The sequence below is a fragment of the Bacteroidales bacterium MB20-C3-3 genome (genome assembly GCA_035609245.1).
GTDB lineage: Bacteria > Bacteroidota > Bacteroidia > Bacteroidales > UBA932 > Bact-08.
In genome coordinates this window covers 1,723,317-1,742,699 of sequence record CP141202.1, presented here as the reverse complement: position 1 = coordinate 1,742,699, position 19,383 = coordinate 1,723,317, and the positions used below count along the sequence as shown (strand labels likewise).

The window sequence follows — 19,383 nt, the reverse complement described above, 5'->3', positions numbered from 1 at the left end:
ACAGGTTGCTTTGTTTTTTCGCTCCGGCAAGAGCTAGCTCTTGGCCGGGTGGAAAAAACAAAGCCCCACTTTTGCTTTTGCAAAAGTGGGGCTCTCTTGTAGCGCGACCCAGGATTGAACTGGGGACCTCATGATTATGAATCATGCGCTCTAACCAGCTGAGCTATCGCGCCGCGTTTGGTTTGGGAGGGCAAAAGTAATACTTTTTTATGATGTGACAAATTTCCCGGGTTAATTATTAATTTTTGTTGTGAATAATATACTCCAGCCTTATGTACACTATATACCCATGCAGATGTATGTCGGAATTTTCTGCAAAAAGGGTAACTAAAGCCGGGCGGCGGTGAATTGCCAGAAGGCGGGCGAGGGTTTGACAGGGATATTCGCTTATCTAGCAGGTAGTTAGATACTTAAAAATTACTTATTTGAAAACTTTTCAAAAAAACAATTTGCAACTATTTATTTTTTATGCATATATACAAATATCCCTGTCAACCCGCAGATGCATTTATATGGTGCCGGGCGTGAGGCTTGGAGGATACCCGCCCGGCCTGAGTTGGCCATTCGGCAGATGATTTTTGCGAAACCCGTGCGGCTCTAAGTCTCAGATTATCAATTTATAGACAATCCACCTGTCAGGTGACCTGACAGGTGGATTGCTTATGTTTAGCTAATCAGCGTGTTACAGCGGTGCGGGTAGGGCATACTATAGTTTACTTCTGGTCTTTGACGTGGGAAACTTTAGCTCAAGCATCCAACTCACCGCTTTCCGGCCGGATATTTGCCATACCTGCACCTCTGTATCTCTCTGTTTATCTATAAATAGCCTTTTGAGGAGATGTATCATTTGTCAGATTTTATTAAACAATTCAGATCAAAATATAGAAGTGGGATCTTTATACTATATTAGCAAACAGATATAAGCAGTATGAAAAAGAGTAAGGCAAGAGTAAAGTTTATGAGATTAGCCGTGCGCTACGTGCTGATTTACGGACTGGTGACCGGAGGCGGAGGGATGATGTTAGGGCAGCAGAGACAAGAGGTTGAGAGTGTGGTCAAAAGGCAGTTGGAGTTGTATCCGCAGTCAAGGCTTATTGATTTGTATAAGAACTTCTTTCAGGACAAGTTTGGTCCGGGGCATATGGTGGCCGATACCGCCTCTGCGGGGGCATATATCAGGAGAGAGTCTCTAATCTTTACGAACCATAAGCACACTCGCCCAGCACTCAATACCCTCTTCCCTGCCTACAAAACCTAGTTTCTCAGTTGTTGTGGCTTTGACAGATACACAGCTTAGGTCGCACTCAAGTATCTCTGCAAGTGTTTGTCTCATTTGCGGAATATAGGGGCCTATCTTGGGGCGCTGAAGCGCAATTGTAATGTCGCAGTTCCCAATTCTCCATCCCTGCTCGGCAGCTAACTGAATCACCCTTTTTAAAAGAATTTTACTGTCTATTCCACTGTATTCGGCTGAAGAGTCGGGAAAATGTTTTCCAATATCCCCAAGGGCGAGTGCACCTAGGATTGCATCACTGAGAGCATGAACAGGAGTGTCGCCGTCTGAATGGGCAATACACCCCTTTTCATGAGGAACCTGAATACCACAAACCCAGAAAGGGAGTCTGGGAGCGAGACGGTGAACATCATAACCATTGCCGATTCTAAATGGCGGGTATATTGTTTCTGCAGTTTTCATGTCAGGACAAAAATAAAAAATTAAATATTGTTATCTTTGTGTAAATATAAACAAAAGAGAGGCAAATGGCTTTATTTAATTTCTTTAATGTACCCAAGCATCGCTCCTTTAACTATCAGCCACGCTACTATGATCCTAAGAGAGAGGAGCTGGAGGGGAGGATAAAGGCAGCCGAGAGTCACAATGATGTCCATATCATTGGGAGCCATATCCGCGGTAAAATTCAAAAGGCGGTTTATGAGGGGAGAAAGAGCTCCATGTCTCCTATGATATCAAGAATTATTATTCTTGTCTCCATCCTTGCTATGATGGCAGTGGTTTACTTTTTTGCTGACGCACTTGGCAACTTTTTTAAATAGTCTGCGTTAGATTACCAATACTTATGCTCAAGATACTTCCGGGACATGTTTCAAATCTGATCGCTGCGGGGGAGGTGGTTCAAAGACCGGCCTCTGTGGTCAAGGAGCTAATGGAAAATGCTGTTGATGCGGGAGCTGCGGAAATTAGCGTTTCCATAAAGGATTCCGGCAGAACTCTTATTCAGGTTTCCGATAACGGATGTGGGATGTCCCGTGAAGACGCCGTGCTTGCATTTGAGAGACATGCCACATCAAAAATCAATGAAATTGAGGATCTGGAGCAGCTGGGCACATTTGGATTCCGCGGAGAGGCTCTGGCATCAATAGCCTCTGTTTCTGAGGTTACTCTCCGGACAAGAAGAGCTGAAGATGAGACCGGAACAGAAGTTAAAATATCCGAGTCAAAAGTTAACTCCGTAAATCAAATTGCAACACCACAAGGTTCAATCTTCTCTGTTAGAAACATATTCTACAATATCCCGGCCAGAAGAAAATTTCTTAAATCCGATGCTGCCGAGTACAGACAAATTCTTGCTGAATTTACAAGGATTGCCATTACCCGCCCGGATCTCCATTTCCATTTCACCAATAACGGAGTTGAGGTTTACAACCTGCCTCCGGCCAATCTCCGTCTCAGAATTCAGTCTATACTCGGGCGGGAGTTGGGGAAAGAGCTTGTAGAGATTTCGGTTGATACAACTATTGTCAAAATAAAGGGATACATCGGCAAGCCTGAGGATGCCAGAAAAACTCCGGGCAACCAGTACTTCTTTGCAAACGGAAGGTTCTTCAGAAGCCCCTATTTTCAGAAGGCACTCCTTAAAGCATACGAAAATCTTATCCAGGAGGGTCATCTACCATCCTTCTTTGTTTTTTTTGAAGCTGAACAGTCCAGAATTGATGTAAATATTCATCCTGCAAAAACGGAAGTCAAGTTTGAAGATGATTACGCAATTTTTGATATTCTGCATAGTGCCGTAAGAGAATCTCTTGGAAGAAACTCTTTTATGCCGAGTATTGATTTTGACCAGGAGGGAGCCCCGGAGATTCCCAAAGTTAAAAGTGGGTACTGGGTACCGCCTCCTAAAATAGATTATGATCCACTATTTAACCCATTTTTTGAAGAGGGAAAATTTAATCGAGAGGCAGATAGAAGCTGGGAGCCTGTTAAAGATAGCGGAGCTATTTTCCAGGAGGAGCATATTGTTCAAAAACCTGTACTTCAGGTTGGGAGCAGATATATAGCCACTACTATTAAATCCGGACTTATTATTATTGATATAATCCGTGCCTGGGAAAGAATTCTATTTGAGCGATATATAAAATCTCTTACAATGGAATCTGCAGATATCCAGAAGGTACTCTTCCCCGCTCAGTTAAATCTTAGTGAAGCACAGAAATCTGTTGTTGAAGAAAAGAGTGCACGCATTTTGCAGTTTGGTTTTGACATAAAGAGGAGTGAGAATGGAGAGTATTTGCTGACAGGTATTCCGGACAGCTTTTCAGGAGAGATAGAGAGAGTAGACAAACTTGCAGATACTCTAATTAACATTCTGCCGGAAGGCAGAGGGGATATTGGGGGTGAGGTACGCGAAAGAATCGCCTCAACTCTTGCCTCGGCAGGAGCAAGACAGAAGAGCGGAACTCTAAGCCATCTTGAGGCGAGGGGACTTGTTGATGCACTCTTTGCATGTACAGAACCAGCAAACTCACCATCCGGGTACCCGGTTTTCTCGCTTCTATCCGTTGAAGAGATAGAGGGACGAATGTCCGTATAATTTAATTGATAAAATTTTACAATATGATACCATACAGAGGAGGCGGATTTTTTACATCACTACCGCCGGTTATTAAAAACCTTGTGATCATCAACGCACTTATGTTACTGATCACCTTTTTCACGGGGAATTTCATGTACGAGAAGTTTTCACTGTTCTATTTTGAATCTGAGTTTTTCCGCCCATATCAGTTTGTCACACATATGTTTATGCACGGGAATTTCATTCACCTCTTTTTCAATATGTACTCACTGATTATCTTTGGTGTAGTACTTGAACATGTGTGGGGAAGCCAGAAATTCTTTCTTTACTATATGGTGACCGGGCTGGGTGCAGCCGCTCTCCACTCTCTTGTTCTTTATTTTGACTACACTTCACAAGTAGCTGCTTTTGAAGCAGGGAATCAATATGCTCTTCAAAATATTCAGAACTTGCTTATGACCCCTACTGTAGGTGCTTCAGGAGCAGTATACGGAGTTCTGCTTGCATACGGAATGCTCTTCCCTAATAATGTACTGCAGTTAATTTTCCCTCCTGTTGCTCTTAAGGCAAAATGGTTTGTGCTAATATTTGGCGGTATTGAACTATTACTGGGTGTTTCTAATACAGGAGGTAACATTGCTCACTTTGCCCACCTGGGCGGTATGCTGTTTGGTTTCTTCCTTATAAGATACTGGAAAAAGAATAATAAAATGTACTTCTGATGGCCGGAAGAAGAAGATCAAAAAACAAAAAGGTAAAACATGGGAGATCTCCCTGGCCTTTTGCATTGCTCTTCAGGCTGATGATTATTGTTGCAGGGGTGGCCCTGGTACTATCATATCTGTCAGTATTCATAAATCCGTCATTTGTATCATTCCCTCTCTTTTTTGGTCTCTATTTTATTCCTATACTACTTGTAAACATCGCTTTACTGATTGCAGGGATGCTACGCAGAAGCGGTGCTACATGGATTACCTTTTTTACTATACTCCCCTCTCTGCTTTTTGCCGATATGTTTGTTAACTGGGGAGAGCCCAACAGGGGAGAGGAGGGCATCTCTTTAAAAGTCATGACTTACAATGTGGGGATGTTTGCCCATAAGAGAGATGTGGGGCGGGAATCTGCACTTGGAAGTATTGCCAGATTCTGCGGGGAAAATAACCCGGATATAATATGCTTTCAGGAGTTTTACATAAGGGATACAGGGATGATAAAAACACTTTTCAAAGAGTATCCATTCAGAAGCAGCCACTTTTATAAACTAAAAAGCGGAAGCAGATTCGGGAATTTGACTTTGAGCCGCTTTCCAATAAAAGAATCGGGAGAGATTACTTTTAAAAAGAGTACAAATCTTTGTATCTACAGCGATATTGACCACTATGGTAGAGCTATAAGAATTTACAACACCCATTTGGAATCACACAGCATCTCATTCACATCTCTTGTAAAAAGGATATCAAATAGCGAAAAGATGAGTGAAGAGCTTCTTGATGTTCACGATAAAATGGCAAATACATTTAAAAAAAGATCAAGACAAGTAGACACAATCGCTGCACACTCCTCTGCCTCTGAGATACCTGCAATCATTTGCGGGGATTTTAATGACACTCCTATGTCCTACACTTACCATATTCTCTCAAGAGGAAAAGAAGACAGCTTCAGAGAGTCCGGAAAGGGAATGAGTGCGACATATGGAAGTTTGTGGCCTCTTTTGAGGATAGACTATGTTCTTTACCCATCCGGGTGGTGGGCAATGAGTCACAGGACTCCTAAAGAGCCATGGTCAGACCACTATCCTGTAATTACAGAACTGATAATACCATAAGTTATGATATCAAAGGAGAAAGAGTTAAAAAAAGCTGTTGATGAAGCCTTAAAGATTCTAAGAGAGGGTGGAGTTATCCTCTACCCAACAGATACTGTATGGGGACTTGGCTGCGATGCTACCAATCCAAAAGCGGTTGAAAAAATTTATGCAATAAAGAGACGAGAAGACCGCAATAGCCTGGTAATGCTTGTTGATGGTCCAGATATGCTTTCCCGTTACATAAGAGAGGTGCCGGAGATAGCATGGCAAATCCTGGAAATTAATGACAAACCTCTGACAATAATTTATCCCGGAGCAGAGAGGCTGGCAACCAATGCAATCTCCGAGGATAAATATGCTGCGTTCAGAATCCCGGATCATCAATTTTGCCGGTCTCTTATAAGGCGTTTCGGCAAACCTTTGGCCTCAACATCTGCGAATATTTCAGGATCCAATGCCCCAGACTTCTTTGAATCTGTCTCAATTGACATTATTGAAGCTGCTGATTGGGTTGCCGATAATTCATTTGAGTCAGGATCCACAGGAAAACCCTCATCTATTATGATGCTGGGACTCTCCGGAGAGGTTAAAATTATAAAAGAATAAAAAAATAATATGTTACCCTATTTATTACTCATATTAGGTTTTGTTGTGCTGATTTTTGGAGCAGACTATCTTGTCAAGGGTGCTTCATCAATTGCAAAAAAATTAAAGATATCAGATCTTATAATTGGTTTGACTGTAGTATCCTTTGGAACTTCTGCTCCTGAACTTGCCGTAAACATTATGGCCTCAACCGGCGGTTCTCCCGGTATGGCCATTGGAAATGTGGTAGGAAGCAATATCTTTAATCTCCTTGTTATTGTTGGTATTGCAGCCATGATACGGCCGATTGGACTTCAGAGGTCCCTTGTAAAAATTGAGATTCCTTATGCAATTCTTGCTGCTTTTGTATTGATAGCTGTTGCGGGTGACCAGTTTATGGGAGAGGGGTCAGGGATGATATCAAGGTCAGACGGAATCACTCTGCTCCTCTTCTTTGCTATTTTTATTTATTATATATTCCTGTCTGCAAAAAACGGACAGATCAAAGAGGAAGACACACCTAAAGAGGAGAAGGTATACCCTGTTATGCTATCTCTTTTTTTTGTGGCCGGAGGGCTTGCTGCTTTGATATTCGGAGGGGACCTGATAGTTGATAATGCCACAGAGCTGGCCCGTGGATGGGGGATGAGCGAAACTGTTATCGGCCTTACTATTGTTGCCGCCGGAACATCTCTACCGGAGCTGGCCACAAGCGTTATGGCAGCCTATCGGGGTAATAGTGAAATAGCTATTGGAAATGTCGTTGGAAGTAACATATTCAACATATTTCTGATACTTGGAGTTTCTGCATCTATCACACCGCTCCCTTTTGCCAGGAATAATATGGCAGACCTTGTTATCTCTGCAATGGCAACAATACTAGTGCTCGTTCTTGCATTCCGCGGAAAAGGCATAAGAATAGACAAAAAAGAGGGGGCTCTGCTCTTTACTCTTTATGTTGGTTATGTAGTCTGGTTGTTGTCAGCCTCTCCTGCTTAGAAAGTACATTGCTGAAATGGCAGCCACAGCTGCTGTCTCTACCCTGAACCGGGATTCACCCATTGTAAAATCCCTAAACCCCTTACTTATAGCAAGATTAACCTCACTAAGAGAGAAGTCTCCTTCCGGGCCGATTAAAATCAGGGCTCTCCTCTTCCCATCTGTCGGGGTGAGTGAATCGATTATTGTTGTAAGTTCTGTTCTCTCTCCGGTATTGCAATGACCAATAAGTTTTGCTCCGGTGAACCTTTCCACTGCTTCAGATTTGATGAAATCACTCAAATCAATAGTTTCATCAAGCATGGGCAATGTAGTCTTAAGCGATTGTTTAAGAGCAGATAAAATCACCCTCTCCCCCCTCTCTTTCTTGAATATTCTTCTTTCAGAATGATCTCCAACTACTGGAGTTATCCTGTCTACACCAAATTCAACAGCCTTCTCAAGGAACCACTCATATCTGTCAAGGCTTTTTGTGGGTGCAACAGCAATATGAAGATAGTATGGTCTCACCTCTCCGCTATCCAGCGAGGAGAGTATATTAAGATGACATATTTTGCCCTGGACATTTGATATCTCTGCAGAATAAAGCTTTCCTGCACCGTCAGTAAATGTGATTTTGTCCCCTCTCTTATGTCTTAGGACTTTAAGACAATGTGTGCTCTCCTGCTCGTCAAGCATAGCAGTTGAGCCTGTAATTGTATTGGTGAAAAAGAGTTCCATTCCGGGGGCAAATATAGGAAAAAAGGTTATTTTTGCCTTATGAATACCCCTTCACAAAGATATGCAGCACTTGATGTGCTTAGAGGGATGACTGTGGCAGGAATGATTCTTGTCAATAATCCCGGCAGCTGGTCAAAAATTTTTGCACCTCTGCGTCACGCTTCCTGGCATGGTTGTACCCCAACTGATCTGGTTTTTCCCTTCTTCCTTTTTATTGTTGGTGCGGCCCTTTCGTTCTCTTTTGCAAAATATGGAGACGGACTTGATGCAAAATCATTTATTAAACTAATAAAACGGTCTGCTCTGATCTTTTTAACCGGCCTCCTGTTAAATGCATATCCATTTTACCCCACATCTCCGGATACAGCTCTCTCATTTGCTGAGAATTATATGAACTATTTGGGAAACATCAGAATAATGGGGGTATTGCAAAGAATTGCTCTTTGCTACCTGGTAGGAGGTGCTCTTGCTCTCTGGCTCAAAAAGCCGGGAAAAATTGCTTTAGGAATGGGAGTTCTGATGATACTTCACACTTCAATTCTTGTTATTTACGGAGGAGTAGAGCCCTTCTCTCTTGAGGGAAACATATCCGGCGCAATTGATGTTGCTGTACTGGGTGAGAGTCATGTATACCATGGATTCGGCAAAGCCTTTGATCCGGAAGGTCTGCTTGGGGTCCTTTCGGGAGCTGCTACAGTTTTGTTAGGTTATACAATAGGGGGTATAATCAGAAAAAGTTCAAATAAAAGTGATGCAGTCGCAAAACTTTATACATTGGGACTCCTCTCACTTGGTGCAGGCGTAGTAATGAGTATATTTATTCCAATAAACAAGCCTTTGTGGACACCCTCATATGTATTTTACGCAGGCGGATGGTCAATCGTGATGCTTGCTTTGTTTATATACTTTATTGACATAAAGGGAAAGGACAAAATCTTCTTCCCTTTCAGAGCAATGGGCCTTAATCCTCTGTTTGCATTTGTTATGGCCGGCGTTCTTGCAAAGACACTTGGCAGGGTAATAAAATGGACAGAGGTGATTGTAACCGATGACTTAACCATAAAAGAGAGCACAATATCAGCCTCATCATGGATATACAGAAACTGCTGCGTTGAACTTCTGGGCCATAACGAATTTGGGTCTCTTATGTATGCCCTTATGTATGTGGCACTATTTCTCCTGATGGCTATCTGGCTTTACAGAAAGAATATCATAATTAAACTCTGATGGCATATATCGGTCTCCTTTCAGACACCCATTCATTTTTTGACGAAAAACTTCAGGAGTTCTTCAAAGATGTTGACGAAATCTGGCATGCCGGAGACTTTGGCAATCTGGATGTATCAGACAGAATATCGTCATTTAAACCACTTAAAGGTGTTTACGGAAATTGTGATGGCACATCCGTGAGAGTAGTTCATCCATTTATTCAGTTAATGAGTGTTGAGGGGATGAAAGTTCTTATGATACATATTGGTGGTTATCCCGGGAGATATGATTACAAAGCTCTTCAACTAATTGAAGCACACAGGCCGGATATTTTTATCTGCGGACATTCTCACATATTAAAAGTCATAAATGATAAAAAGTACAATATGCTCACAATCAACCCGGGAGCTGCCGGAATACAGGGGTTTCATAATGTTAGAACTGCATTGAGATTTCGAATTGAAAACGGGACCATTTCTGACATGGAGGTTGGAGAATGGAAGAAAAGCACAAATCTGAGTCCTGAGATTTAAACTAAGTACATTTTTAAAAGTCAAATTATAAATAATCTAACTATAAACTTATGAAAAAAACACTCATCCTGCTGGCTGTTATTTTTTCAGTTTCGTTTGTGTTTGCCCAGAATACCCCTGTGACAAAAGCAAATTATGAACTGGCAGCCAGATTCTCTCCAAAAAAGGTTGGAAAGATGGTATTTTCAACCGCTGTAAATCCTAGGTGGTTTAAGAACTCTGATAAGTTCTGGTATAACTGGCAAACTACAGAAGGCACTTTCTATTACATTGCAGATCCCGTAACAGGATCTAAGAAACAGGTATTTGACAATGTTAAACTTGCCGCTCAACTTACAGAAATTGTAAAAGATCCTTTTGACGCTCAAAATATCCCAATTCAAAACATCCGTCTAATTGATGATGTTAAATTCAGATTTGAGATTAAGAGTACTGCAGATGTTGATGAAAAGGACGAGAAGACAGGAAAATCAAAGAAGGTTAAAAAAGTCCACGGGTTTGATTACGATATTGCATCAGGCAAACTTACTGAAATAAAAGATTATAAAACTCCAAAACCGTATCCCAGATGGGGTAGTATCTCTCCGGATAAAAAGTACGTTGTTTTCTCAAGAGATTTCAACCTTTACTGGATGGATATGGAAAATTTTGAGAAGGCCCGGAAAGATGAGGAGGACTCAACTATTGTTGAGCACCAGTTAACAACTGAGGGCACTAAAGATTTTGGATTTGGAGGTGGCAACAGTGATCCCTACGCTACAGACAAAGATAAAAAGAAGAGAAGCGGAGCCTATATTTTATGGTCTCCTGATTCAAAAAGCTTTGCTTTCGTAAGAAGCAATACTTCAAAAGTTAAAGATCTGTGGGTTATTGATGTCCTTGCCAACCCAAGACCAAAGCTGGAAACATACAAATATCATATGCCGGGAGAGAGTGAAGCTCCGGTTCGTCATCTCTATCTATTTGACATGGAGAATAAATCATATAGAGAGATTAAGAGCGCCGCTTTTAAAGATCAAGAGATTAGAATCCTTAATCAGCCTGTACTGCAGAAGAATTATGGAGACTCCATTATGCACAGTGTATGGATGGGTACTACTGATAAATTTTATGTTACCCGAACAAGCCGTGATTTAAAAAGGGTAGATCTGTGTGCTGCATTTGTTACATCTGATACTCTGACAACTTTGGTTGAAGAGAGATTAAATACATATGTTGAGACTCGTCAGCTTAACCTGGTGAATAATGGCAAAGAGTTTATCTGGTGGAGCGAAAGGTCAGGATGGGCTCATCTTTATCTCTTTGATGAAAATGGGAAATTGAAGAATCCTGTTACATCCGGAGATTTTCATGTTGAGGAGGTGACTGCAGTTGACCCTGTTCAAAGAGTAATATACTTTACTGCAAATGCAAGAGAAAAGGGAGAAAATCCATATTATACACATCAGTACAGGGTTAATTTTGATGGCTCAGGATTGAAGATTCTTAATTCCGGGGATTACAATTTTGAGTCAAATACATCTGATAATGGCAAGTACTTTATCAGCAACTACTCAAGGGTTAACACCGCTCCAAAGAGTGCTCTTTATGACAATACAGGCAAAAAAATTCTGGATTTGGAAGAGACGGACCTCTCACCTCTGTTTGCTGCAGGGTACAAGTTTCCTGAACTCTTTAAAGTTAAAGCCGGTGATGGTGTTACAGATCTTTACGGAGTAATGTATAAACCATTTGATTTTGATTCAACTAAAAAATATCCAATTATCGAGTATGTTTATCCTGGCCCTCAGACAGAGGCTGTAAATGCTTCCTGGACAAAATCAATGGACAGAGTTGACAGGCTTGCCCAGTTTGGTTTTGTGGTAATTACTGTTGGTAACAGAGGTGGTCACCCTTCCCGTTCTAAGTGGTATCATAACTTTGGTTACGGAAATCTCAGAGATTATGGACTTGAGGACAAAAAGGTAGTTGTAGAGAGATTAGCTGCAAAACATCCGTTTATTGACGGATCAAAGGTAGGTATTCACGGACACTCTGGCGGAGGATTCATGTCAACGGCAGCTATGCTGGTTTACCCGGATTTCTTTAAAGTTGCTGTCTCATCTGCAGGTAATCACGAAAACAATATTTACAATCGCTGGTGGAGCGAGCAGCACCATGGAGTACTTGAAAGCATTACTGAAAAGGGCGATACCACATTTAAATACAGTATTGATAAAAACTCCGAGATTGCAAAAAATCTAAAGGGCAGACTGCTTCTCTTTACCGGAGATATTGACAATAATGTACACCCCGGTAACACTCTCAGAATGGTTAACGCACTCATCCGCGCAAACAAAAGATTTGATATGATGATGCTTCCCGGCCAGCGCCACGGATTTGGTGATATGACAGAGTACTTCTTCTGGAGAATGGGTGACTACTTCTCAAGGTATCTGATTGGTGATTATAAAAATGAAGTTGAGATCCCTGAAATGAATAATAATTAGATCATATACGACTAAAATTTACTGAGGCTGACCAAAAAATATTTGGTTAGCCTTTTTTATACACCTAATGTCAAAAATAGTATACTTTTCTTATTTCTCATAATCAATTCTTTACAGGCTTTTGCTCAAAAGCGAGTATAGCAAAGTAATTTTTATTCTAGTTTTGCAACCGTTCAAAATATTAATAAAATGAAACTGAAGAAAATTTCAATGTTTATTATGGCCAATCTGATTGGCCTGTCGCTGATGGCTGAAGGCTACCAGCTAAACACTCAGAGTGCACGCCAGCTTGGAATGGGGCATCTGGGAACAGCTTTAAAGCTGGGTGGAGAGAGTATGCTGTTTAACCCTGCAGGGTTATCATATATGGAGGGTAAGGTAGATTTGTCTTTAGGAGCTACTGCCATATTCTCTAAAGTAAAGTTTACATCAGGCAACTACAGTGCTGAGACAGATAATCCTATTGGAACTCCCCTTTTTGGTTATGCCGGATTTAAGATTATTGACAACCTTTATGCAGGGGTAAGTATTACAAATCCCGCCGGTAACTCTCTTGTGTGGCCGGATAACTGGACAGGCTCAACATATATCCAGAACATATCGCTGAAGGTTTTTTCTGTACAGCCAACTATTTCATATAAGTTCAATGACCACCTTAGTATTGGTGCAGGACTTATGGCTGATTTTGGAAGTATGGAGATGAGTAAAGGGATAATGCCTGTGGGATCAGTTGCAGCTTTCCTTCCACTTCTTCCTGCACAGTATCACCCAATAATTAATAATAATCTGAATGTCTCTCCGCTTGATATGAACCTGAGCGGAAAATCAGGAATAGGGCTGGGATTTAATATCGGCATCCTGTACAGTCCTACAGAGAGGCTTAGTATAGGACTTTCATACCGCTCAAAGGTTATGATGAAACTTGAGGGAGGAAGTGCCGCAATAAGCTATGGATCTCCTGAGTTACAAACTCTTTTTGGGATGCTTTCACAGAGTCCTAACTTCCCTGCAGCAATCAAAGGTGCAATTGCGCTGAATGGTGCAGAATTTGACGCAGAGTTGCCAATACCTTCTAATACAAATCTGGGTATTGCATGGAAAGCTACTGACAAGATGTTACTGTCGGCAGAACTGCAATATGTGGGGTGGAAGGCTTATGATACCTTATCAATCGTTTTCCCTAATGTAAAAATGAACTCTCCGAAGAATTTCTCAAACACTATGATTTACCGTTTGGGAGCAGAATTTTACTGTACTAAGAATTTTATTGCAAGAGCCGGATTTGTTTATGATAATACCCCTTCTGACCTGACTCTTTATACTCCTGATTCTCCGGGGTCTGATAAGATAAGCGTCACTACAGGTTTTACTTATAAAGCGGCTAAGTTTATGGATGTCGATTTTGCTTTCCAGTATAACCAAGGTGTTAAAACAAACGGAAAGTATATCCAGAATAATGCAACCCTTTTTGGAGGAGACTACAAGACAACTGCCTTCCTGCCATCACTTGGACTTAGATTCAAATTCTAGAAAAAAAGAGTACTTTTGCATTGAGTATGGCAAAGGTACTAACAGCTGAAGAGTTTATCATTAAGGCGAAGAGCCTTCCCGTGCTGGATGTAAGATCCCCCGGAGAGTATGTTCAGGGACATATTCCGGGGGCTCTCTCTTTACCCCTGTTTAACGATGAAGAGAGGGCGAAAGTAGGGACACTTTACAAACAGCAGGGCAAAATTATATCTGTTCAGAAAGGGCTTGAATTTGTTGGTCCTAAACTTAAGGGATTCACAAAATTTGCACTTAAACTTAACTCACCTGAGATTCTGGTTCACTGCTGGAGAGGTGGAATGAGATCCTCCTCAATGGCGTGGTTACTTGAGACTGTCGGGCTAAAGGTCTCTCTTCTGGAGGAGGGTTACAAAGGATACAGAAAATTGGTGCATAGCAGTTTTTCTGCTCCGTTAAAAATTCTTCTTCTGGGAGGCTACACCGGATCCGGAAAAACAGAACTACTGCAATTACTGCAGGGTTCAGGTGAGCAGATCCTTGATCTCGAAGGGCTGGCTAACCACAAAGGTTCAGCTTTTGGATCTCTTGGACAACCAAATCAGCCATCTACAGAACAGTTTGAAAATTTACTTCACTCAGAGATTGCAAAGCTTGATACTAGCCATCATGTATGGGTCGAAGACGAGAGCAGAAATGTTGGCAAGGTATTTATTCCTCAGCCCTTCTGGGACCAGATGAGGTCATCGCCTCTTATTAGGGTAGATGTACCTTACGAGATCCGCCTGGCAAGATTAATGAGGGATTACGCATGCTTTGAAGCAGAGGGGCTTGCTGCTTCTATTAAAAAGATAGAGAAGCGCCTCGGCTTTGACAAATGTAAAAAGGCACTTGATGCATGCAATTCCGGTGACATAGAACAATCAGCCAGAATATGCCTGGACTATTATGATTCGGCCTATGGCAGCCAGTTGGACACACGGTTTGGTGACAGGGAATCTCTGCCATCTGTAAAAATGGATTCACTGGATGGGGAGAATATCTTAGAGGAGTTAAAAAACCTAGCGAAAAAAATTGTTTTTAATTAGTAATTGTTACAATATGAATGACAGATCAGGCAATGTTAAAGTTGCCTTAATAATTGACAGATTTGGGATGGGTAATGCTCCTGAAGAACTATCCCACACTTTACTTAAAAACTATCTGACACTTATAATTTCTGAGCAGCGAATTCCTGCATATATCTGTATGTACGGAGAGGGTGTTAAGGCTGCCTGCAAAAATTCAGGTTTTACAGATGAATTAGTAAAACTGGAGAGTATGGGGAGCAAAATTGTGATATGTAAAACTTGTCTTATCTTCTACAATTTGCTTGACAAAGTTGAAACCGGCAGCGTTGGAACAATGCTGGACATTATTGATATCCAGTACAACAGCACTAAACTCATTAAGCTATGAGCAAGGAAAATACACGCCTTACACAATTCAGTCCCGGGGCAGGCTGCGGATGCAAAATAGCCCCTAAAGATCTCGAAGAGATTCTGAAAGGAAGTGTTTCCGGACTCAATTTTCCAAATCTGATCGTGGGAAACGACAGCAAAGATGATGCTGCAGTATACGATATTGGTGACGGGAAGGCTATAATCAGCACAACAGATTTCTTTACTCCTATTGTGGATAATGCCAGAGATTTTGGACGGATTTCAGCGACTAATGCAATATCAGACATATACGCAATGGGTGGCAAGCCTATAATGGCTATTGCAATACTGGGATGGCCTCTTGAAAAACTTCCCGGATCACTTGCTGCTGATGTTGTAGCAGGAGCAAGAGAGGTCTGCGACAATGCAGGTATTCCTCTTGCAGGCGGGCATAGTATAAATATATCCGATCCGATATTCGGCCTTGCCGTAACCGGAATTGTTGATACAAACAGAGTAAAAAAGAACAGCGGAGCAAAGGAGGGATCAATACTATTCCTTACCAAGCCGATAGGAATCGGCCTCGTTACTACAGCTGAAAAGTTTGGACTTGCAAAAGACGACGATAAGGCCTGTGCACTTAAACTTATGACAACTCTGAATTCTCCCGGGATGGCAATATCTGAACTTGATGAGGTAACCGCTCTCACAGATGTTACAGGATTTGGATTGATGGGACACGCCATTGAAATGGCTGAGGGGAGCGGCTTAACAGCCGAGATTGAATTCAACAGTATCCCCAGAATTGACGGAGCCTCTTATTACATTGAAAAGGAGTGTATCCCGGGAGGGACATTCAGAAACTATGCAAGCTACGGACATAAGTCCGGCTCTGTAACTGAAAACCAAAAAATGCTTCTTTGTGATCCTCAGACCAGCGGAGGATTATTGATTGCCGTACTTCCCGAGGGGGTGGAAAAACTTGAAAAAACAGCAAGCAGAGAGGGCTTCCCTCTTTATAGGATAGGCTCTCTCAAGAGGCGTACATCTGAGGAGTATATTGAGATTATATAGTATATTTGAGAAATTTAAAACAATAACCCCAAATATGAAAAAAGTATTTTTAACCGGATTAACTCTGTTTCTTGCAACTCTGCTTATTGCCGGAAACATTAAAACAGGGGCGGAATCTATAAGCGAATACCTCCCTCTTTTAAAGGGCAAAAAAGTGGCAGTTCTGACAAACCAAACAGGAATAATTGGAAAATCACACCTTGTGGACTCCCTCGTCTCCCTCAAGGTAAACATCGTTGCTATACTATCTCCGGAACATGGTTTCAGAGGTGATGCGGATGCAGGTGAGCATGTAGCAAGTTCAATTGATGAAAAGACCGGAATCCCAATCAAATCACTTTACGAGGGAAACACCGGCAAACCATCTGCAGATCTAATGAAGACAATTGATGTAATGGTTTTTGATCTTCAGGATGTTGGTGTAAGATTTTATACCTACCTCACAACAATGGCCAGAATGATGGAGGCATGTGCAGAGAGCGGAGTAAAGATGATTGTCCTTGACAGACCAAATCCAATAGGATTTTATGTTGACGGCCCTATCCTTGATATGAAGTATAAATCAGGAGTCGGCTGGCTTCCTATCCCTACAGTTCACGGCATGACCCTTGGTGAGCTGGCGGGCATGATTAATGGTGAAAAATGGCTAAAAGATGGGATTCAGTGCGATGTTACAGTTATCAAGTGCAAAAACTATACACATGCAAGTATGTATCAGCTCCCTGTTAAACCATCCCCTAACCTTCCTGATATGAGATCAATTTATCTCTATCCTTCAACCTGTTATTTTGAAGCTACTCCGGTGAGTTTGGGAAGGGGTACAACTGAAGCGTTCCAGATGTACGGACATCCTAATATGAAGGGATACAAATTCTCATTTACCCCTAAAAGCATCCCGGGAGCAAAATTTCCACCTCAGCTTAACAGAGAGTGTTACGGTGTGGACCTTAGAACAACGCCTTCAATTGAAGAGATTAACAAGGCAGGAATTAATCTGGAATATGTAATTGATGCTTATAACAACCTAAACCTTGACGACCATTTCTTCCGCTCTTTCTTTGAGCTTCTTATTGGCCAGGGATATGTGCGCAAAATGATTAAAGAGGGTAAGTCAGCAGCAGAGATCAAGGCTATGTGGGCAGGAGATGTTGCAAAATTTAAGGAGCAGAGACGCCCTTACCTGTTATATCCTGAGAACTAACTAGAAAGCAAGCTCTCTGGAGCCATCCTTAAGAACAGATATTTTCACCCGCAATGTGTCGGAAGGGAGTATCTGTTCTATTTTTTCCGGCCACTCTATAATACAGAGATTTCCGGACTCAATAAACTCTTCAAAGCCTATATCAAAGGCCTCCTCAAGTTTATTAATACGGTAAAAATCAAAATGGTAAACGACCTCTCCCTTGTCTGTCCTGTATTCATTAATCAGGTTAAAAGTTGGGCTGTTCACACCATCCACTACCCCCAACACTTTACATAAAGCTTTTGTAAAAGTGGTCTTACCTGCACCCATCTCTCCATAAAGTGCAACAACCATATTAGCCGGCTTTTTCATTAAAAACTCCCCGGCAGCCTCTTCAATATTGTCAAGTCCACTTATTAATATAGTCTTGTTCATTGCGTACTTATATCTCTCTCCTGATTATTAATCTCCTCAGAAAGTGTGCTCAAAGATATTAAAAATTGGAAACTCTCCTATACTGAATCGCCTCCGCAATATGGCAAACCGAGATATTTTGAGCGCTCTCCATATCTGCAATGGTCCTTGCCACTTTTAAAATTCTGCTGTAGGCTCTTGCTGAAAGTCCAAGCTTACTAATTGCCCCCGATAGAAAATCGGCCTCTTTTCTGCCAACCATGCAGTAGTGCCTGAGGTCACCGGCGGACATCTGAGAGTTGGTAGATATTCTCCCCATAAATCTCTTGCTTTGTACTGCTCTTGCCCTCTCAACTCTCTCTCTTATGGCCTGACTACCCTCAGAGAGTCTCTCCGAGATCAGGTGCTCTGCCGGGACAGGATTTACATCACACAACAGATCAATCCTGTCCAGAAGAGGGCCAGACAGTTTTGCCGAATATCTCTCAATCTGAAACCGGGTACAGCTGCATTTGTCTCCCGGCTGTCCGTAATAGCCGCACGGGCAGGGATTCATAGAGGCAACAAGCATGAAATTTGCCGGATAGGTTATCTTATACTTAAGTCTTGAAATAGAGACACACCTCTCCTCCATCGGCTGCCTGAGTACCTCAAGCACGCCCCTGGGGTACTCAGCTATCTCATCCAGATAGAGGACACCATTATGAGCCAGAGAGATCTCTCCGGGCCGTGAGTTAAATCCCCCTCCAATTATTGCATATATTGAGGCCGAGTGGTGCGGAGACCTGAATGGCCTCTCTGTTATAAGACCATCCTTTAATGCACCCTTCCCGGCTACACTATAAATTTTGCTTGTCTCTACAGACTCCTCTCTGGTCATTTTTGGCAAGATCCCTGCAAGAGCCTTAGCCATAAAGGTTTTGCCCGCACCCGGAGGTCCGCTTAGCAAAATATTATGAGACCCTGCAGCAGCTATCTCCAATGCCCTTTTTGCCCCCGCCTGCCCCTTTATCTCTGAGAAATCCGGAATATCTGCAGAGAGAGAGTGGCGTACTACCCTATCTCCATGTTTTACAGGCAAGATAATACCCTCACCATAAAGAATTGAAATGACTTCATTAAGATTATCAGCTCCAAAAACATCTATCCCATCAATCTCTGCTGCTTCACCGGCTGAAGAGCCCGGGAAGATACACCCCTTAAAACCCTCCTTTTTTGCATGCTCCGCAATTGGAAGGGCTCCTGATACAGGTCTCAGCGACCCGTCAAGGGCCAACTCCCCCAATATCATAAATTCATTGAGATTGCAGAAAGAGTACTGCCCGGTAGCTGCAAGGATACCTACGGCTATTGCAAGATCAAACGAAGATCCCTCCTTTTTTAAATCAGCAGGAGCCATATTCACTATAATTTTTTTACCCGGAATTCTGGCACCCACAGAGGTGAGGGCTGTCCCGATTCTCTGCTGGCTCTCCCTCACAGCGCTGTCCGGAAGACCTACAAGATGAAATGATATCCCTACAGTTACATCAACCTCAACGACAACTGTAATTGCATCCACTCCAAGACATGTTGCACAAAAAGTCCTTCTTAGCATTTTTGCTTTCAAAGCTATAAATTAGTGGAAA

18 protein-coding genes and 1 tRNA gene are annotated in these 19,383 nt (G+C 42.1%); 14 read left to right on the top strand and 5 right to left on the bottom strand.

Going from position 1 to position 19,383, the window contains the following annotated elements; genetic code table 11:
- Positions 1–99: 99 nt before the first annotated feature.
- Both U5907_07925 and ispF read right to left on the bottom strand, forming a co-directional pair.
- Positions 100–173 (bottom strand) — tRNA-Met (locus tag U5907_07925).
- Positions 174–1,189: 1,016 nt separating this feature from the next.
- Positions 1,190–1,678 (bottom strand): 2-C-methyl-D-erythritol 2,4-cyclodiphosphate synthase, encoded by a 489-nt coding sequence (gene ispF, locus U5907_07920; protein ID WRQ34093.1) that lies wholly within the window; start codon positions 1,676–1,678, stop codon positions 1,190–1,192.
- Positions 1,679–1,761: 83 nt separating this feature from the next.
- Between ispF and U5907_07915 the strand changes: the two genes are divergently transcribed.
- From U5907_07915 to U5907_07890, 6 genes are read left to right on the top strand one after another with little or no spacing between them, the layout of a single operon-like run.
- On the top strand, positions 1,762–2,055 hold the full coding sequence (locus U5907_07915; GenBank protein WRQ32500.1) for a hypothetical protein: 294 nt from the start codon (positions 1,762–1,764) through the stop codon (positions 2,053–2,055).
- 23 nt (positions 2,056–2,078) lie between these two features.
- Complete coding sequence (gene mutL, locus U5907_07910) at positions 2,079–3,833, top strand: DNA mismatch repair endonuclease MutL (protein WRQ32499.1); 1,755 nt, start codon at positions 2,079–2,081, stop codon at positions 3,831–3,833.
- 23 nt (positions 3,834–3,856) lie between these two features.
- Positions 3,857–4,537, top strand: a complete 681-nt coding sequence (locus U5907_07905; protein ID WRQ32498.1) for a rhomboid family intramembrane serine protease — start codon at positions 3,857–3,859, stop codon at positions 4,535–4,537.
- The gene (locus U5907_07900) at positions 4,537–5,640 is read left to right on the top strand and encodes an endonuclease/exonuclease/phosphatase family protein (GenBank protein ID WRQ32497.1); all 1,104 of its coding nucleotides are present in this window, start codon (positions 4,537–4,539) and stop codon (positions 5,638–5,640) included. Before U5907_07905 ends, U5907_07900 begins: the two co-directional genes overlap by 1 nt.
- 3 nt (positions 5,641–5,643) lie before the next feature.
- The gene (locus U5907_07895) at positions 5,644–6,228 is read left to right on the top strand and encodes an L-threonylcarbamoyladenylate synthase (GenBank protein ID WRQ32496.1); all 585 of its coding nucleotides are present in this window, start codon (positions 5,644–5,646) and stop codon (positions 6,226–6,228) included.
- Positions 6,229–6,237: 9 nt separating this feature from the next.
- Complete coding sequence (locus U5907_07890) at positions 6,238–7,206, top strand: calcium/sodium antiporter (protein WRQ32495.1); 969 nt, start codon at positions 6,238–6,240, stop codon at positions 7,204–7,206.
- On the opposite strand, the gene U5907_07885 is transcribed toward U5907_07890, so the two are convergent.
- Entirely contained in the window at positions 7,189–7,926 is a 738-nt protein-coding gene (locus U5907_07885) for an RsmE family RNA methyltransferase (protein WRQ32494.1), read from the bottom strand. The two genes, U5907_07890 and U5907_07885, sit on opposite strands and share 18 nt — an antisense overlap.
- Positions 7,927–7,965: 39 nt before the next feature.
- Here U5907_07885 and U5907_07880 point away from each other — a divergent pair, with 39 nt between their 5' ends.
- From U5907_07880 to U5907_07845, 8 genes are all read left to right on the top strand, one after another.
- Positions 7,966–9,153, top strand: a complete 1,188-nt coding sequence (locus tag U5907_07880; protein ID WRQ32493.1) for a heparan-alpha-glucosaminide N-acetyltransferase domain-containing protein — start codon at positions 7,966–7,968, stop codon at positions 9,151–9,153.
- On the top strand, positions 9,153–9,668 hold the full coding sequence (locus U5907_07875) for a metallophosphoesterase family protein (protein WRQ32492.1): 516 nt from the start codon (positions 9,153–9,155) through the stop codon (positions 9,666–9,668). The genes U5907_07880 and U5907_07875 overlap by 1 nt, the downstream gene beginning before the upstream one ends.
- Positions 9,669–9,718: 50 nt before the next feature.
- Positions 9,719–12,157: a DPP IV N-terminal domain-containing protein gene (locus U5907_07870; GenBank protein ID WRQ32491.1), complete on the top strand. Its 2,439-nt coding sequence runs from the start codon at positions 9,719–9,721 to the stop codon at positions 12,155–12,157.
- A 189-nt stretch (positions 12,158–12,346) separates the two neighbouring features.
- On the top strand, positions 12,347–13,687 hold the full coding sequence (locus U5907_07865; GenBank protein ID WRQ32490.1) for an outer membrane protein transport protein: 1,341 nt from the start codon (positions 12,347–12,349) through the stop codon (positions 13,685–13,687).
- Between the two features lie 26 nt (positions 13,688–13,713).
- Positions 13,714–14,751, top strand: a complete 1,038-nt coding sequence (gene mnmH / locus U5907_07860) for a tRNA 2-selenouridine(34) synthase MnmH (protein WRQ32489.1) — start codon at positions 13,714–13,716, stop codon at positions 14,749–14,751.
- A 13-nt stretch (positions 14,752–14,764) separates the two neighbouring features.
- Positions 14,765–15,121: a hypothetical protein gene (locus U5907_07855; protein ID WRQ32488.1), complete on the top strand. Its 357-nt coding sequence runs from the start codon at positions 14,765–14,767 to the stop codon at positions 15,119–15,121.
- Complete coding sequence (gene selD, locus U5907_07850; GenBank protein ID WRQ32487.1) at positions 15,118–16,158, top strand: selenide, water dikinase SelD; 1,041 nt, start codon at positions 15,118–15,120, stop codon at positions 16,156–16,158. The genes U5907_07855 and selD overlap by 4 nt, the downstream gene beginning before the upstream one ends.
- 34 nt (positions 16,159–16,192) lie before the next feature.
- Entirely contained in the window at positions 16,193–17,359 is a 1,167-nt protein-coding gene (locus U5907_07845) for a DUF1343 domain-containing protein (protein WRQ32486.1), read from the top strand.
- On the opposite strand, the gene tsaE is transcribed toward U5907_07845, so the two are convergent.
- Both tsaE and U5907_07835 read right to left on the bottom strand, forming a co-directional pair.
- Complete coding sequence (gene tsaE / locus U5907_07840) at positions 17,360–17,776, bottom strand: tRNA (adenosine(37)-N6)-threonylcarbamoyltransferase complex ATPase subunit type 1 TsaE (protein ID WRQ32485.1); 417 nt, start codon at positions 17,774–17,776, stop codon at positions 17,360–17,362.
- Positions 17,777–17,834: 58 nt separating this feature from the next.
- Positions 17,835–19,364, bottom strand: a complete 1,530-nt coding sequence (locus U5907_07835) for a YifB family Mg chelatase-like AAA ATPase (GenBank protein WRQ32484.1) — start codon at positions 19,362–19,364, stop codon at positions 17,835–17,837.
- Positions 19,365–19,383: the final 19 nt, after the last annotated feature.